Source organism: Pedobacter sp. P26 (assembly GCF_050632135.1).
GTDB lineage: Bacteria > Bacteroidota > Bacteroidia > Sphingobacteriales > Sphingobacteriaceae > Pedobacter.
Genome location: NZ_CP192574.1, coordinates 5,234,074 through 5,251,451, shown reverse-complemented (window position 1 = coordinate 5,251,451; position 17,378 = coordinate 5,234,074). Strand labels below are relative to the sequence as shown.

Here is a 17,378-nt window from a genome sequence, read left to right as displayed (position 1 = left end):
TTATGATTTAAAGTTTTCTAATGCTTCAGCAATAATTTTAAGGCTCGTTTGCACTTCCTCTTTTGAAATAATTAACGGTGGCGCCAATCGTATTTTGTTACCATGGGTAGGTTTGGCCAGCAATCCGTCCTCCATTAGTTTTACACAAATTTCCCATCCCATCTTCGAATGTTCATCGCAATCTATTTCAATTGCATTTAAAAGTCCTTTGCCCCGAACCTTTTTAATGATGCTGTTGCGTTTCGCGATGTCCTGCAAACCATCCCGAAAGATAACGCCCATTGAAGCCGCATTAGCGGGCATGTTTTCATCTATGATGACCTGCAAAGCAACTTCGGCTACTGCTGCTGCTAAGGGGTTACCGCCAAAGGTCGAGCCATGTTCACCAGCTTTGATGGTCAACATAATTTCATCATCAGCAAGCACGGCAGATACAGGTAAAACTCCTCCGGAAAGGGCTTTGCCAAGGATGATCATATCAGGTCTGTTTTCCAAAGTCTGAACGTCGTAAGATGCCATTAAGCGACCAGTCCTGCCCATACCGGTCTGAATTTCATCCGCAATATACAATACGCCATGGTTTTTGCATATCCTGGAGACATTAGCAAGGTAGTTATCGTCTGGAATGATTACACCAGCTTCACCCTGTATAGGTTCAACCAGGAAACCGGCAATGTAAGGGTCTGACTGTAACAACCTTTCCAAGGCATCAATATTATTGTAAGGAACCTGCAGTATACCATCTAAAAATGGACCAAAACCATCCTTCGCACTTCGGTCACTGGATCCTGAAATTATAGATATTGTTCTGCCATGAAAGTTATTGGAGGCAAATGCAATCTTTGCGTTCCCGGCTGGGATTTTCTTTTTTGATAGGCCCACTTTCTGCACAGTTTAATCGCAGTTTCCACTGCTTCTGCGCCTGAGTTCATTAATAACACTTTATCAAACCCAAACGTTGTCGATAATTGCTCTTCCAGATGGCCAAGTTTATTATTATAAAAAGCCCTGGAGGTCAGGGTTAACCTGCTGGCCTGGTCGATTAATGCGTCGATAATTTTTGGGTGACAATGCCCCTGGTTGACCGCAGAGTATGCGGATAAAAAATCAAAATAACTGTTTCCTTCTACGTCCCATAGCTTTATTCCACTTCCTTTCTCTAAAACAACAGGTAGGGGGTGATAGTTATGCGCCCCGAATAATAATTCTCTATCGATATATGCTTTGCTGATTTCCGACATGATATATTGGTTAGTTTATTGGTCAAAAATATTAGAATTAACTATTTCAGTCAACAATAGCTTATTATTGTTTATTTTTGGTGTATTATAAATTATAATTGACTTCTTTTATTCGTAAATACAATGGTTATAGATAAATTTGACACCGAGCTACTGAAACGCCTGGAGAAAGATGGCCGTATCGCATTCTCGACGGTAGCGTTGTCACTTGGGGTTTCCAATACGATGGTTCATCAACGATTTTCGAGATTGTTGCAACGGGGTGTTTTGAGTGGGGTTAAGCCTGTATTAAATGAGAAGAAAATGGGCTTTGACTGGGGGAGTTTTACTGGCCTTACGCTGGATAAAGATTACGATTCAGCCAGGGTAATTGAAGCTTTGCGCGAGATAGAGGAAGTAACTGAATGTTATTTTATTACGGGAAGATATACCCTTTTCATAAAAATTGTGGCCCGGAATCATGAGCACATGCGCGAGGTTCTTTATAATAAAATTGATTCAATTCCCGGAATTATAAAAACAGATTCCATTATTGAGCTCGGATGCGCTTTCAAGCGAAATGTTAATATTGCCTAAATGAGCTTTTTGTGTATCCACAGGTGGATTCAATTCGAAAACAAGTGAATAATCTGGAAATAAAAGTTTTAAGTTTTCTTTGGCAAAATGGACCAGCAGTTGAGAAGGAAATTTTTGCAGGAATCTCGGTGGTCTTGATTTCAGTTATCCACCACAGGATTTAAAAGCGAAGAATTCTGCCTTCTTAACCTTGCCTTTTAGCTCATTTCATTTTCCTGTTAATTCCAACCTGTCCATGTTTATATATTTAGATTGGATTCATGTTCTTAGTTGTTATTCCTTATTTAATTATTGAATCGATTAGTGTCCCGATTAAAATAGCGAGCATATAATAGCTCATCATTCCAAGGAGATAGGCAAATAGTGCTTTTAGGTAACTGGCTATTTTTCCAGGATTAAAGAAATGTCCAATAGCCCAGGTGCAATAGCCAATGGCGAGAATGCTTGAGGTGATCTTAAAGTCGACATGGGTTACACCTTCCAGAAAGGCGAACAAGGCGAATATCAGCATGCCAAAGCCCATTACGAAACAAAGCAGTATCAGGATCTCAAAATAGTTATAGGTGTATTTTCTGAAGAAAAGCTTGATAAAGAGCGCAATCAATGCGCCAATTAATATATTTGAATATCCCATGTGTGACTCCGTCCAGTCCATAAATTTTGCGGCGGTAGACTGGGCTGCAAGGTCATGGCTTACCATGCTTTGGATATGGAAAAAATGAGATATTATGCTGTAGATAAGCGAGGTAATAATGATAAAGATTACAGGCTTAACCAATCTGCTCCTGTCTTCTGAGAAAAAATGCTTAATGTTGGTGCCTGGCCTCAGCAGCAGTTCCCTCATGGTATAAAGAATGCCTCTTTCAAAGTGCAGTACATGTTCGATTTCATGTAGGAGATAATGAGCATTAATTCTTTTTAAGCTAACAGGATGTCCGCAGTCCGGACAATATTTTTTTTCTACTTCCGAGTTACAGATTTTGCAATTTATCATTTGAGCTGAAGTTAATTTGAATGGTATGCTGTTTTTTTCTATTGATGAAAATCGGCTGGCAATTTAATAAAAATTATTATGTGATGTTTTGGTTTTTTGAGCAAGCTTTTGTTCCAGTTTTAATACGATTGTCGATAGAACTTCTGTTCTGTTAATTTCTCGATGATCAACTCAAATGTGAACTGTTCATGCATAACCTGACTTGATTTAATGACAAAAATGCTCATTTCTTCTAATGTGGTTTTAATCTTTTTGTTAAATCATTCCACATTTAAGGAATATTGGTCGAAAACATGTTTTTTCCTAAAACATAGTTTAAATAAAAGCTGTTAGATGTTGGATTTATGAAAAAACACCGTAATGCGCTTAGTCCCACGCCGTGGCAGCGGCTTGTCGAGATGCTTCATGTGGAGCGCTCGACCATCAACTATATATTTCTTTACGCCGGCCTTATTGGGGTCATTGGACTTTCCCTTCCGCTTGGCACGGCTGCAGTTTTTAATCTGCTCTCCAACGGCTCGATGTATAGTTCAACTTATATACTCATAGCTGCTATTTTAATTGGGATCGTAGTTGGTGGCATCTTGCTGATGGGGCAGCTCTCACTGGTCGAATATCTTGAGCAGAAGATTTTTATCAAGGCCGCTATCGGATTTGCTTATCGACTGCCCAGGATCAAAAAAAGAATTTGAGGGAGAAGACCCAAGAGAACTGGTTAACAGATTTTTTGACGTGCTTACCATTCAAAAAGGCTTGACCAAGTTGCTAATAGATATTGTGGCTTCGGGTGTGCTAATATTTTTCAGCGCCATACTACTTTCTTTTTATCATCCGGTATTTATCGGTTTTGGAATCTTTACTATTGCCTGTATCGCTGTGATAATTACCATTTATTACCGCAGGGGAGTGGATACGAGTATCGAAGAATCTGAGTATAAATATCAGGTTGTTGCTTATCTTGAAAACGTGGCTGCCGATCTTGATACTTATCGGGGCAATGAAGCTGAGATGGAGAATATCACAGTAATGACCGATGAGATTACTTCCAGGTATGTAGAGGCAAGAAATGATCATTTTAGTATTTTGAAAAGGCTGTTTGCAAGTGCAGTTGCGCTTAGGACTATTTTGATGGGTGCTCTTTTGCTATTAGGTTCCTACTTTGTTGTGCAGCGGGAGATGACTTTCGGACAGTTTGTAGCAGCTGAAGTGATTATTGTTCAGATTTCTTATGCCGTAGAAAAACTCATGACCAGTTTGAATACCGTTTTTGATATGGTGACAGGTAGTGAGAAGCTCGCCGTGGTAACGGATATGGAACTGGAGGAAGGAGAAAGGCACCATGGTTAATCAGACAAAGAAACTGGTCGTAAGAAAGGTGAATGAGTATGCTGTACTATCCAAAGCGCAGCTTATTTCTTCAAGGGGGCCGAGACTGCTTGGGAGGGTAATGATTGGGGTATCTATCCTATTCATCATTATTCTGCTCCTTCCATGGCGGCAAACGATATCCGGGCGCGGTACGGTTACTGCTTTAAGACCTGAAGACAGGCCGCAGACCATTCAAAACCAGATTGGCGGACGCATTGAGTATTGGGCAGTACGTGAGGGAGAACAGGTGAAAAAGGGAGATACAATTCTTGTTCTTTCTGAGACCAGCCAATCTTATTTTAATCCAGAACTGCCCGAGCGTCTGGATGAACAGCTGAGCGCCAAAAGGGGTAGCGAAGAGGCTGCGGAGCAGAAAATTTCTGCAAGCAATGCCCAGATCAATGCATTGAGCAATGGGGTAAGGGTGCAGCTCAGCGCTGCAAAAAACAGTGTAATCCAGGCTAGAAATACCGTAAGAATTGATAGCGCTGAACTTGTAGCTGTAAAAAACTTTTATCAGACAAGCAAGGTAAGATTGGAGCGATATGAAGCTGGTTACAAAAATGGCCTTTTCTCGCTGACTGATATTGAAACAAGGAGATTAAAGCTTGCTGAGGACAAAGCTAAAGAGGTCGCTCAGGAGAATAAGCTCAACAGCGCCAGACAGGCTCTTGCCAATGCCGTCATTGAACTTGATAACATTATGGCCAAGTTCAGCCAGTCTTTAGCCTCTGCGCAGGCTGACCGTAGTTCGGCACTCTCCGGAAAAGCTTCAGTCAGAGAAGAGATAGCAAGACTCCGCAATGAGATGAGCAATATCGATATCAGAAGGGGACTTTATGTGGTACGTGCTCCACAGGATGGGTATATCGTCAAAACTTTCAAAGCAGGTATAGGGGAAAATATTAAAGAAGGCGAATCTGTGGCTACGCTACAGCCATTGTCGCCAATTGTTGCCGCTGAAATTTATGTGGATGCAATGGATGTTCCGCTGATCTTAGACAGCAGTAATGTACGGCTTCAGTTTGAAGGCTGGCCATCGGTGCAGTTTTCAGGCTGGCCATCCGTTGCTGTAGGAACTTTTGGAGGTAAGGTATCGGTTATCGATAGGGTAAGCACCGGTGGTAAATACCGGATATTGGTCAGACAACTTGTCAAGGTACCTAAAGGGGATGAGCCATGGCCGATTCAGCTCCGGCAAGGGTCGGGAGTTTATGGCAGGGTCATTCTACAATCGGTGCCGGTCTGGTATGAGATTTGGCGGCAGCTCAATGGCTTTCCACCAAGTCTGGATAAAGCCCCAGGCGAAGAAAATATCAATAACAAGTAATGAAGACTTTTCTTAAAAAGCATGTTCATGGACCGGTAAGTGGCATGGCATCGTTAAAACGTAGTGTCTTTTTTTCTTTTGGCTGATGATCGGTATGGGTGCTTCGGCTCAGCAAAAGGGAGCTGTGGGGGCTGAAGTATTTTCACTCCGCGACATGCAGGAAATTGTGCTGACCGGACATCCGGTTATCAAGCAGGCTGGCCTGCTCAGTAAGGCCGCTCAGGCAAAAGTGCTTCAGTCTCTTGGCAATTTTGATCCTGAGCTCATGGCTTCCTTTGGAAGAAAGATTTTTGGGGGCACCGAATACTATAATCATTGGGACAGCCAGCTCAAAGTTCCGCTGTGGCTTGCTGGGGCTGATCTGAATGTAGGTTATGATCGTAATGTAGGGGTTTATAACAATCCCGAAACCAGGACGAGTAATACCGGACTTTCAGGTATAGGACTTAATATCCCCCTGGGGCAGGGCCTGCTGATCGATTCCCGCAGAAGCACCTTGCGGCAGGCTAAAATTATGGTTGGCTATGCGGAAGCCGAGCAGATCGCACAGATCAATTCAGTATGGATTTCTTCTCTTAAGGATTACTGGAACTGGTATTTTGCTTTCGAGCAACAGCGTTTTACTTCTGAGGGAGTCTCGCTTGCAGAAAAAAGATTCTTAGCTTTAAAAGCACAGGTACTTATTGGAGATAAACCTCCGATAGATTCAGTTGAAGCTTCTATCACCCTTCAGGATAGGAGGGTTCAGCTCCAGGAGAGCAATGTAAAGCTCAATAATGCAAGGCTCCTGCTTTCTAATAATCTTTGGTCTGCCAGTGGCATTCCTCAGGAACTTCCCGCTCAAGCCATCCCGGAAAGTGATGTGAATACTCAAGGGGTTATGGACGGATTTCGCCTGGACTCACTTGTGAGAGAGGCTGCCCGGCAACACCCTGAAGTGTTGAAGCTAAAGAATCAGCAGGCGCAGCTAGTGGTAGAGGAACAGTATAGGAGGGAAATGCTTAAACCAAAACTGAACATCAAAGGTTCTTTTTTAGCTGGTAGAAGGGATTTTTCCTATGTTGCCGATAACTATGATTTCCGTCTGGCCAACTACAAGGTTGGTATTGATCTCTCTTTTCCCTTGTTTTTAAGGGAGCAGCGGGGCAAGCTCCGCGAGGTGCGGATCAAACAGGCCGAAGTGACTTATGGGCTGCAGCAGACAGGCCGTGAGATTCAGACTGAAGTGTTTTCTGCATTCAACGAGTACAAAGGGTATCAGGCGCAGCTGGAAATGCAAACCAGGAATGTTGGTAGTCAAATGGCTCTTGTGCGTGGTGAGCTGCAGAAATTTGACCTTGGTGAGAGTAACCTTTTTTTAATCAATTCAAGGGAAACTAAACTGATAGAGATGCAGGTTAAGCGGGCAGAAATCATATCCAGTCTTCGCAAAGCAATGGCAGAAATTTATTACAGGGCCGGAAAACGTCTGGAGTTTTAAACCGCCGGCTAAGTTTCACTGCTTTTATTAAGATGCAGGATCCGGCGGTTTTTTAAGTTTTTAACCAGTATCAAATTTAAAATAAATAAATATGGCCTCAGGTTTTTTTGCAATTCTCGACGATATTGCAGCTTTAATGGATGATGTTGCCGTTAGCGCCAAACTGGCAACCAGGAAAACTGCAGGGATTTTGGGTGATGATCTGGCTGTCAACGCAGAGAAGGCAACTGGCTTCCTTTCTTCAAGAGAACTCCCTGTACTATGGTCCATTACCAAGGGTTCTTTTATCAATAAGCTTATTATTGTGCCCATCGCTTTAGTGCTCAATTCTTTTTTTCCGTTAGCCATTACCATTATCCTTTTACTTGGCGGATTTTATTTAGCATACGAAGGGGTTGAAAAAATAATGGGATATCTCTTTCCTTCTTCGACCGTTGGGGAGATAAAGCAAAAAGATGAAATTGAGGATAATGTTTTGCTGGAGCGGGCCAAGGTAAGGTCTGCTATCACTACGGATTTTATACTTTCTGTTGAAATTGTGATCATCGCCCTTGGAACGGTTTTGGGCGAGCGTTTAATGCTGCAGATATTAACTGTCTCTGTAGTTGCCCTTATAGCAACAGTTGGGGTGTATGGGCTCGTTGCCCTTATCGTTAGAATGGATGATGGAGGACAGGCACTAATCAAAAAATCAACAGGTAAAGGCTTTATGTTTTTCATTGGAAAACTGCTGGTTAATTCCTTGCCGGTCATAATCCGTATGCTGAGTATTGGCGGTACCATAGCGCTAATTTTGGTTGCGGGTGGAATTTTTTCGCATAACCTTCATTTTTTGGCCGGGGCCTCTCCGAATATTCCATCCATTATCTATGAATTTCTACTTGGATTGCTGGCAGGCTTCATCGCTTTTGGACTTTTTAGCCTGGTTAAGCGTATCGTTAAATATTTTCGCTAATATTTATGCAGCAGCACCTTGAACACTTGTTTAAGGAGCTAACAACGAAAAACAGCCTGTAATAGCCAGGTTATCTGAAAATTTTACCTTTGCAGCTGTAGCGTATAATTAAAACGTACTATATCAATCAATATGGTGTTATTGCGTATTAATAATGGAGTGGTGGCATTCGAATATCAGACAGCTTTCCCATTGTCTTTTGATAACAAAAATCGTAACTTGCAGTAGACCAAATATACTAGCATGCAGTTGTTATTGCCATACGCTGACCCAACGAAATATCTGCAGGAACTGACGATGAAGTACGGTTTCTCCTCTAGAGATACCTGGTCGTCTAAGAGCATTATCCTACCAGAGCACATGGGGACTGGATTTGTCCAGGTTTTTATCAAAAACGATATCCACTTTTTCCGTGGCATCTGGGATTTTAATGAACCTACTGAATTTTATTCTCCTGACCCGGTTGGTCAGCGAGGATTGATCGATTTCCGGATCAGCAATGAAGACCAGCTTTTACATTCCGCCGTGCTGGAAGGCGCTAAGAAATTTGGCTGGGAAATTACCCGTGTTGATGGAATCCGGTTTTTTATCCCGGAGGTATACTTTACAGGAAGTATGACGGAATTAAGCAGAAGGTTTCAAAGTTGCGCACATCATCCCCAGGTCAAACAGCTCATCAAGCAACTCTTTGAAATTTCCGCCTGTGATTTTTCCAATACCATGCTCCTGGACGCCAAGTTGACTGAATTTATATATTACCTGATCCGCCATTTAAGTCAAAAGGGAATAGACCCTGCTAGTGGCGATGGTCTTACCCAAAGACGCCTGGATAGTATAAAAGAAGCACATACCCGGATCATGTCTAACATGGGCACAGAAATAAGCGTTTTACAGTTGAGCCGTTGGGTTGGGCTGAATGAGTGTGATCTTAAAAGGGATTTTAAAAAAGTATACGGACTCCCGATTCGTCAATATATCATTCAACAAAAAATCCAGATGGCAAACCTGCTGGTTACCGAAAACCATCTTGATCTTGTTGAGGCAGCAAGGAGTTTGGGTTACACCAACACCAGGTATTTCGAAATGCTTTTTAAACGTTATTACGGTAAAATATAGAAATTCCCGTTTCGACTGATTTAATTCCTGTTTCGATTTTTATAATGCATGCATAATAATTAGTTTCATGTCAGCAAGTAAAACCTGCCGCTAACCAAATATTATTATGCTGAATTTATCTGTGCTTTTGGAGGATAGTGCCTCAAGATTCGGAACCCGTCCGGCTTTCAGCTCCGGCAATACTGATTTTACTTTTCACCAGGTAAATGTTATGGCCAACCAGCTGGCCAACGTACTTAAAAAACTAGGTATACGGGAAGGTGAAAAGGTGGCCATGACTTGCCCAAACTGCATCTGGTTTCCTGTTATTTATTATGCAGTGCTAAAAACAGGGGCTGTGGTGGTTCCATTGAATATCTTACTTAAGTCTGATGAAATAAAATACCACCTTCAAGACTCCCAGGCAGCATTTTATTTTTGTTTTGAAGGAACTCCTGAAATGCCAGTTGGGAAATTAGGCAGGAATGCATTTGATCAGGTAACTGGCTGCAGGGATTTTATTTTGATTAGTACTGAAAAGCCTGCTTGGGAAGGAAGTTATACCTTGGCCGAGCTGATGGCGGGGGAAGATGAAGACTTTGATAGCTGTCTTACCCATGCAGAAGATACCGCTGTGATTATTTACACATCGGGAACTACAGGAAGGCCAAAAGGCGCAGAACTTACCCATATCAATCTTTATTGCAATGCCGTTCTCTCGGCTGAATTGTTTGCGCTTTCCCGGATAGATGTTCAATTGATTGTTCTTCCGTTATTCCATGTATTCGGAATGACTGTATTGATGAATGCGGGCCTTTACAGGGCAGCTCGTGGTATCCTTTTGCCACGGTTTGATGCGAAAGATGTTATCGAAAATATCAATAAACATCAGGTAAGCATCTTTGCAGGCGTACCCACAATGTACTGGGTAATGGCCAGCTATATCCATCCCGAAATTACTGACCAGCAGGTGAGCAATACTTTACGGATCTGCATTTCTGGCGGAGCTTCTCTGCCACTGGCTGTACTTGAGGGTTTTGAACAAAGGTTCGGCGTTCAGGTACAGGAAGGATATGGGATGAGCGAAGGCTCCCCGGTAGTCACCTTCAACGATCCAAAGATCGGGCGCAAACCTGGATCCATTGGTACCCCGGTTTGGGGTGTCTGTGTGAAAATAATAGATCCGGAAGGTCGTGAGGTTGCAAACGGTGAAAAAGGAGAACTGATCTACAAAGGGCATAATGTGATGAAAGGCTATTTCCGAAGGCCATTTGAAACACGTGAGGTACTGCGCAACGGCTGGCTGCATTCTGGTGATATTGCCATAAAAGATGACGATGGCTTTTATTTCATCGTTGACAGACTAAAGGATATGATGATCAGGGGTGGGATGAATATTTATCCCAGAGAAGTAGAAGAGGTGATGATGAAGCATCCTGCAGTATCGCTTGCCGCTGTTGTGGGTGTACCGGACGATAAACTTGGTGAAGAAGTAAAAGCATTCATTGTATTAAAAGAAAACCAGCAGATCTCTGAAAGCGAGATCATTGATTGGTGCAGGACGATGCTGGCCTCTTATAAATGTCCACGCTATGTGGAATTCAGAAATGTGTTGCCCTTAACCGCTACCGGAAAACTGTTTAAAAAAGAACTTAAAAATAGTTGATCATAATGACAAAGACCACCCTGATAAAAGTGCTTGTTTTTTTTATGCTCGGATCAATAGATGCCATGGCACAGCAAGATACCGTAAAGCTCAATGATGTAAAATATGGAGGTTTTGAACGTAACCTCATGGATGTTTACCTTCCGCCAGGCCGCGCACCCCAAACTCCTTTTGTGATCCTGATCCATGGCGGTGCATGGGTGCAGGCCGGCAAGGAATATGTGAGGGATTTTCAGCAGTATCTGCTTAGCCAGGGTATTGCTTCAGTTAATATAAACCATAGGTATGCTAATGATTCCACTGTTCATTATAAACAGATAATGGAGGATGTAGACAGCGCGGTAAAGTATTGCGCAGATCATGCCGGTCAATGGAATACCCGTGCAGATGGTTTTAGTACAGCAGGTTTTAGCTCGGGGGCACATCTGGCACTTTTGTATGGGTATACCGCACAAGGAAAAATAAATGCTATAGTAGATTTCAGTGGCCCCAATAACTTTACCGATACCGCTACGCTGAATTATTGTGTAAAGACGGGGCTGATAGGATTGGTAGAAAAAATTACTGGCGTCCGCTTTACAGGTGTAAGCCATGTACCAGTAAGTTTTTCGCTGGCAAGTCCATATACCCATGTTAAAAACATCCCAACCTTTATTGCACATGGAACCATCGATCCGGTAGTACAGGTTATCCAGTCACGGCAACTGGCCCAAAAACTTCAGCGGATGCATATTCCTGTAAAATTTATTGAAGTGGAAGGCCTGGCGCATGATCTGGACAAAAAACCTCAGGAAAAGCTAAAACTATACCATGCAGCAGCTGCATGGCTCAAAAAATACGGACAAAAAAGATAAAATATGAACAGACTAAGCACAATGTCCCTGGTCATGCTTATGGCGTGTACGGCTGTTTTCGCGCAGCAGGCAAAAAAGCAGAAAAACACAGTTAATCCACTTACTGCAGCAGAAGTAAGTACCCGCTTATCGCCGGAAATCAAATTACTTGCCTTCGGGCCGGTCTCAAAACTTGATAGTAACTTTATTACCAATGCAAGAAAAGCGGATAAGGCACGTCCAACACCTAAGCTGAAAAACGCAGATAGTGTAGAAATTTCCGACCTGAATATACCAGGGCTGGAAAAAGGCGATCCGCTGGTACCCATACGGGTTTACCGGCCAAAGTACGCCAATGGGAATGTTCCACTACTGGTTTGGTTTCATGGCGGCGGTTTTATAGCGGGAAATCTTACCAGTGATCACCAGGCCTGCGCTACAATGAGTATCCGCTCCCAGGTAGTGGTCATATCGGTCGATTACAGGCTTGCCCCGGAACATGTCTTTCCGGCCGGGGTGAACGATGGTTATTCCACCCTGCTCTGGGGTATTTCCAATGCAAAAACTTATGGGATAGACACCGCTAAAGTTGGTGTGGGCGGCGGAAGTGCCGGAGCAGCAATTGCAGGGAGCATCGTACTTAAGGCCAGGGCAGAAAAAGGCCCTAAAATAAAAGCCCAACTGCTGGTTTTTCCTCCCGCAGATATGGATACAACCCATGTATCGGTAGTGGAGTTATGGAATATTCCCGGTGTTAAGGGAGCCGACATGACCCGCTACCTAAAATATTATCTTGGCGAAAAGCAGTATAAAAATGTTCCTGAACATGCTCTGCCTGGGCTGACCAAAAACTTAAAGGGCCTGCCGCCAACCTATATTTTAACCTGTGGCGTCGATCCTTTGAGGGATGGGGCACTCCTATATGCGCAAAGACTTATCGATGCGGGAATATTTACAGAACTGCATAATTACGCCGGGTATCCCCATGGCTTTGTTCCTGAACGGGCAAATACAGAACTCTACTACATGGCAAAAAAACTACTGAACCAATAATATAAGCTATCGGTTATGAAAAGAAAATTACACAACAATCTAAATTACGGTAAGCTTTTTATGCTTTTGGCCATGTTGCTGTTTGCTGGTATATGCAACGCTCAAAACAGTACTTTTTCAGGTAAAGTTACCGACGAACAGGGAAATGCTGTTCCCGGTGCAAGTATTAAACTGAAAATAACCGGACGAAGTACGACTACCGACCAGAACGGTGAATTTGTTTTTACCAATCTCAGTGCCCCGAAGGAAATGGCAACTGTTTCTTTTTTAGGTTTTATCACCCGGGAAATAGCTTTGTTCGCCAATCTTAAAGCGGAGATCAGGATGAAAACAGCAGTGAATACGATGGATGAAGTGGTGGTTACCGGGATGTTCGATAAGCGAAAACGTATTGATGCCTCGGTCGCCATTACCACCTTAAACAGTGCACAGATTGAACGCACTGTACCGGCAAGTGCTGCCGATCTTTTAAAAAATGCACCAGGTGTATTTGTCAATTCATCAAATGGAGAGATCAGGAACAGTGTTGCTTCACGAGGGATCACTGCAGGTTCGCAGGACGGCAGTTTCGGGTATGAATACGTTTCGATGCAGGAAGATGGAATCCCGGTAACCAATATTACCTATTTCAGTTACGGGCCCGATTTCTTCCTCAGGCCAGATGCAACCCTGGCCCGTTTGGAAGCCGTACGGGGCGGAACTGCCTCTGTTACGGCGGCCAATGCGCCTGGGGGAATCTTTAATTATGTTTCTAAAACCGGAGGGAAAACCTTTGAGGGCGAGCTCAGAACCAAATATGGCTTTCAGGGAAGTGATGGCGGTAATCCACTCGCACGTGTTGATCTGGATCTGGGCGGGCCGATCAAAGATAACTGGTTTTACAATATCGGTGGTTTTTACCGGTATGATCAAACCGGCCGCTACCCGGGCTATCCGATTAATAAGGGTGGACAGATCAAGGCAAACCTTTTAAAGAAATATAAAACCGGTTCCCTAAAAATAATCGGTAAATACCTTCATGATAAAAACGGATATGCCCAGTTACTGCCTACCAACAGTTTCTCAGACCCAAGGCCAAGTGAAGGATTCGATATATTTTCAACGATCCTGATGCCTAAATTTGATTTCACCTCCCCACGGTATATCGGAGCGGGTGATATCTCTTTAAATCCAGCTAATGTGGTGGAAAGCAAATATAAATCGATTGGAGCCTTATGGGAACAGCAACTTGGCAAAGGCTGGTCGCTCAGCAACGCTTTCCGCTACTCCCGGAATGATATTAATTACAATACAACAAACGGCTCAATTATGAGTGGTACCGATTTTAGCAGTTATTACCTGCTAGCAGGAATGACCGGGCTTGGATTTGGGAACTATTCGTTCAAGGATGCTAAAACCGGAGCTGAGCTCATGAGCATCAATGCAGCACCTGGACCGGGCGGTTTGCCGGCATACACGATCGTTAAGGATGTATTGCCAGGACAAAGCGTAAGTCCGCATTCCCTGTATTTTTCTGTGTTGGGCAGTTATGAGAACCAGGTGAATGAGGTTATCAACCAGTTCGCAGTTAACAAAAAGCTTAAAAATATGAGTTTTAACGCAGGGATGTATTTTGGAAGGTCGAAAGCCCACCGTTTCTCCGGAATCAACGGAGTTGCGCTGGGGACCATCGAAAACCGGCCAAAACTAGTGAGCCTTACCTTTACGGGCAGCACCCTGGGCGGTACAACAGGGGTGCATCAGGTGACCAATGCTGATGGAATTGCACAGGCTAACGGCGACACGGGTGGCTTTCTCGATTTTAACGTAACGCAGGCACAATACGCCTTTTTCTTCAGCCAAACCTGGAGCCTGACCGATAAACTGACCTTTGATTGGGGAGGAAGGTATGAAACCGCCAAAGTAGAGGCACATAACCAGCGCACGTACTTTAAGACGGGTTTACAGGGAGGAACAGATAATGATCCCAAAACATTTTACAATAACAATACCCTTGATCATGTCAGCTCAGTAGAATTTGAAAAAAGATTAAATACTTTTTCTTTTTCAGGCGCACTCAATTATAAGTTCGATGACAATACAGCCGTGTACACCCGTTACTCAAGAGGTAAAAAATCGCCGGATATGGATGTGTATTTTGCAGCCAACAGGCCCGAAACAGTAGCCTTACTAAATCCTGAAGTACGCACCACCGAACAGGTAGAGCTTGGCCTGAAAGCCCGCAGGAAAAATCTGGATTTATTTATTACGCCTTTTTACAGCATGTTAAGCGGAGTGCCAAACGGCTCGATTTTTACCAACGCAGATGCAACACTGTATACCACGCCCTCCCTGTATAGCAAGTACCGCACGTTTGGGATAGAGATAGAAGGCGATTATAACTTAACCAAAACCTTAAGCCTGAGGGCTGTTGCAACCTTTCAGCGTTCCAAAATTGTGGAAGCAGAATATTGGGTAGCCAATGGTCCCGGAATGGCAGACGACACTAAAATATCTTATTCAGGAAACGAAACAGATAACAATGCGAGGATCATATCACGGATTACGCCCACCTATCACAATGACAAACTCTATCTTTTTCTCACCTGGTCTTATCTTGGTAAAAGACAGGCCAACGCTCCCAACGTGTTTTACCTGCCTTCCTTCTCTAATTTTGATATCGGCGCAGGGTACAACTTTACGCGTAAAATAAGTTTGAGCGCAAACATCAATAACCTGTTCAATAATTATCAGGTAATGAGCTGGGCCAGGCCCGGCAACCTGTTAACGCAATTAAGTGGAGCGGGAAGTTTTAACAAAGCACAGTTTGATGCTGCGGTGGCCAATAATACACCTTATTTTACCATTTCCAACCCACCAAGGGCCTATTACTTAACTGCTTCCTATAAATTTTAATTAGTTCCCTATATTTGATATTAACAATATCGGTCTTATGAAACGTATATTCCTGTTCCTCTTCATTACCACCACGTGTTTGTCAATATACGCACAGCAGGCGGTCCATTCCGGTGCCTTTCATCCTGAACGTTTAGCCCGGATAGACCGGGCGGTTCAAAGTTACATCGATAGCAACTGGATTGTCGGGGCAGTATGCCTGGTCATGAAGGATGGGAAGCCTGCCTATTTTAAAGCATTTGGTATGGACGATAAAGAAAAAGGAAGGCCAATGCATAAAGATGCCATTTTCCGTATTGCATCCCAAACCAAAGCCATTACCAGCACAGCGGTGATGATGTTATGGGAAGAGGGAAAGTTTCTGCTTGATGATCCGGTCTCTAAATATATTCCCTCATTTGCCAGGCCCAAAGTGCTTGATAAGTTTAACGAAAAGGACAGTAGTTATACTACCCTGCCTGCTAAACGCGAAATTACCATCAGGGATCTGCTTACGCACACTTCCGGATTAGGTTATGCACAGATCGGTTCGGCCAAAATGCAGGCTATCTATGCCAAAGCTGGTATACAGGCCGGATTTTCAGACCATAAGCAGCTTTTGGCTGATGCTGTTAATAAACTAGGTGCTTTGCCCCTGGAATATAACCCTGGCGAACGTTTTAATTATAGTTTAAGTATTGATGTTCTGGGAAGGCTGGTGGAGGTCGTATCCGGTATGACTTTAGACAGGTTCTTTGCCGAAAGAATATTTGCACCCCTGGGCATGAACGATACCTATTTTCATCTGCCTGAAACCAAAAAGAGTAGATTGGTAAACGCATATACCGAAGATGCAAAGACCCGTAAGCCAATTAAATGGGTTGATGGTACATTTCCGGGTAGTTCGATAAATTACCCGTTGAATAATAATGGTTATTTCGCAGGTGGAGCCGGATTGGTGTCCACCATAACTGACTATGCTGCTTTCCTTCAGCTGTTTATCAATAAAGGGAATTATCAAGGTAAGCAATTGCTGGCCAGGCACACTGTTGATGTAATGACCAGGAACCAGATCGGAGATATTTCATTGGGTGATGATAAGTTCGGAATTGGTTTTCAGCTTACAACAGTTAAGGGAAGTGGCAAATTAGGCTTATCTGAAGGAAGTATCTCCTGGGGAGGGTTTTTCGCCACCTCATACTGGGCCGATCCGAAAGAAAAACTTTCAGGACTTTTATTTCTTCAGCAGTGGCCCTTTAAACACAATGAGCTCAGCGACAAATATAAAGTGCTGGTCTATCAGGCACTGAATTAATAATCTGCCCAATAAAACTGTTTCCCGTTCAATAACCAACAAAACTGTTAGCCATGACTATGCTGAATATTAGAAAAAAACAATCTTTAAAGGAGCGAATCGTTAGCGAAATGCCATTGCCAGCTTTAATGATAAAGCCTTTAGAACATTTTTGGCGTAACAAACCAGGCTGCAATAAGAGCAGTTAAACCTATTATGAGTAGTCTGAGGTGTAGCTTTTTTCTATTGCTGTTTTGCTGAGGGAATAACTGATCAACATCCATATCAGCCATACAACAATTACGGCAAAAAGCATTGAACCATAAACCAGTCCGGATAAATCGTAGCCTCCGCCACCAATGCTACCGCCTGAAGCACCATCATATAAGACAAGGCTGAAGATGATGAAGGGAACAACAAGAAAAGATAACTTTAAAATGAATTTGTTGGTGCTGGTCATTGCTATGCAGTGATTGATTTAAATGTTGCTTGTTCAACAAGGTAATAATTTTTTTCAACTGTGGCGCTTTCGCCATGCCTATCCGGTCTGCCCTGCATATTTGATCTTCATCCTTCTTGCAATTTAGGAAGATGTACCAGGCCAGACCTTATTTATTTT

The 17,378-nt window shown here is 43.2% G+C and carries 16 protein-coding genes; 12 read left to right on the top strand and 4 right to left on the bottom strand.

Features of this window, described 5'->3' with window-relative positions:
* A complete protein-coding gene (rocD, locus tag ACQ86H_RS24285) occupies positions 1 to 882 on the bottom strand; it encodes an ornithine--oxo-acid transaminase (RefSeq protein ID WP_431292775.1) in 882 nt (293 codons plus the stop codon).
* On the bottom strand, positions 795 to 1,241 hold the full coding sequence (locus tag ACQ86H_RS24280) for an aminotransferase class III-fold pyridoxal phosphate-dependent enzyme (RefSeq protein WP_431292774.1): 447 nt from the start codon (positions 1,239 to 1,241) through the stop codon (positions 795 to 797). The genes rocD and ACQ86H_RS24280 overlap by 88 nt, the downstream gene beginning before the upstream one ends.
* A 123-nt stretch (positions 1,242 to 1,364) precedes the next feature.
* On the opposite strand from ACQ86H_RS24280, the gene ACQ86H_RS24275 reads away from it, so the two are divergent.
* Positions 1,365 to 1,817 (top strand): Lrp/AsnC family transcriptional regulator, encoded by a 453-nt coding sequence (locus tag ACQ86H_RS24275; RefSeq protein ID WP_431292773.1) that lies wholly within the window; start codon positions 1,365 to 1,367, stop codon positions 1,815 to 1,817.
* Positions 1,818 to 2,097: 280 nt separating this feature from the next.
* On the opposite strand, the gene ACQ86H_RS24270 is transcribed toward ACQ86H_RS24275, so the two are convergent.
* A complete protein-coding gene (locus ACQ86H_RS24270) occupies positions 2,098 to 2,811 on the bottom strand; it encodes a DUF3667 domain-containing protein (protein ID WP_246862704.1) in 714 nt (237 codons plus the stop codon).
* Positions 2,812 to 3,155: 344 nt separating this feature from the next.
* Here ACQ86H_RS24270 and ACQ86H_RS24265 point away from each other — a divergent pair, with 344 nt between their 5' ends.
* The 11 genes from ACQ86H_RS24265 (at position 3,156) to ACQ86H_RS24215 (ending at position 16,780) form a co-directional block, all read left to right on the top strand.
* Entirely contained in the window at positions 3,156 to 3,503 is a 348-nt protein-coding gene (locus ACQ86H_RS24265) for a hypothetical protein (protein ID WP_431292772.1), read from the top strand.
* Positions 3,466 to 4,158, top strand: coding sequence for a hypothetical protein (locus tag ACQ86H_RS24260; RefSeq protein ID WP_431292771.1), 693 nt, complete (start codon positions 3,466 to 3,468; stop codon positions 4,156 to 4,158). The genes ACQ86H_RS24265 and ACQ86H_RS24260 overlap by 38 nt, the downstream gene beginning before the upstream one ends.
* Positions 4,151 to 5,509, top strand: a complete 1,359-nt coding sequence (locus tag ACQ86H_RS24255) for an HlyD family secretion protein (RefSeq protein WP_138820143.1) — start codon at positions 4,151 to 4,153, stop codon at positions 5,507 to 5,509. The genes ACQ86H_RS24260 and ACQ86H_RS24255 overlap by 8 nt, the downstream gene beginning before the upstream one ends.
* An 85-nt stretch (positions 5,510 to 5,594) precedes the next feature.
* Positions 5,595 to 6,989 carry a TolC family protein gene (locus ACQ86H_RS24250; RefSeq protein ID WP_431292770.1) on the top strand — a complete coding sequence of 465 codons (1,395 nt, stop codon included), beginning with the start codon at positions 5,595 to 5,597 and terminating at the stop codon, positions 6,987 to 6,989.
* Positions 6,990 to 7,080: 91 nt separating this feature from the next.
* Positions 7,081 to 7,944 (top strand): DUF808 domain-containing protein, encoded by an 864-nt coding sequence (locus tag ACQ86H_RS24245; protein WP_431292769.1) that lies wholly within the window; start codon positions 7,081 to 7,083, stop codon positions 7,942 to 7,944.
* 243 nt (positions 7,945 to 8,187) lie between these two features.
* The gene (locus ACQ86H_RS24240) at positions 8,188 to 9,060 is read left to right on the top strand and encodes a helix-turn-helix domain-containing protein (RefSeq protein WP_431292768.1); all 873 of its coding nucleotides are present in this window, start codon (positions 8,188 to 8,190) and stop codon (positions 9,058 to 9,060) included.
* A gap of 106 nt (positions 9,061 to 9,166) precedes the next feature.
* Positions 9,167 to 10,705, top strand: coding sequence for a long-chain-fatty-acid--CoA ligase (locus ACQ86H_RS24235; RefSeq protein ID WP_431292767.1), 1,539 nt, complete (start codon positions 9,167 to 9,169; stop codon positions 10,703 to 10,705).
* Between the two features lie 5 nt (positions 10,706 to 10,710).
* Positions 10,711 to 11,559: an alpha/beta hydrolase gene (locus tag ACQ86H_RS24230; RefSeq protein WP_138820151.1), complete on the top strand. Its 849-nt coding sequence runs from the start codon at positions 10,711 to 10,713 to the stop codon at positions 11,557 to 11,559.
* A gap of 3 nt (positions 11,560 to 11,562) precedes the next feature.
* Positions 11,563 to 12,591: an alpha/beta hydrolase gene (locus ACQ86H_RS24225; protein ID WP_431292766.1), complete on the top strand. Its 1,029-nt coding sequence runs from the start codon at positions 11,563 to 11,565 to the stop codon at positions 12,589 to 12,591.
* A 15-nt stretch (positions 12,592 to 12,606) separates the two neighbouring features.
* A complete protein-coding gene (locus ACQ86H_RS24220; RefSeq protein WP_431292765.1) occupies positions 12,607 to 15,486 on the top strand; it encodes a TonB-dependent receptor domain-containing protein in 2,880 nt (959 codons plus the stop codon).
* Between the two features lie 37 nt (positions 15,487 to 15,523).
* The gene (locus ACQ86H_RS24215; protein WP_138820158.1) at positions 15,524 to 16,780 is read left to right on the top strand and encodes a serine hydrolase domain-containing protein; all 1,257 of its coding nucleotides are present in this window, start codon (positions 15,524 to 15,526) and stop codon (positions 16,778 to 16,780) included.
* 193 nt (positions 16,781 to 16,973) lie between these two features.
* Here ACQ86H_RS24215 and ACQ86H_RS24210 read toward each other — a convergent pair whose 3' ends face one another.
* On the bottom strand, positions 16,974 to 17,219 hold the full coding sequence (locus ACQ86H_RS24210) for a hypothetical protein (RefSeq protein ID WP_431292764.1): 246 nt from the start codon (positions 17,217 to 17,219) through the stop codon (positions 16,974 to 16,976).
* Positions 17,220 to 17,378 lie beyond the last annotated feature (159 nt).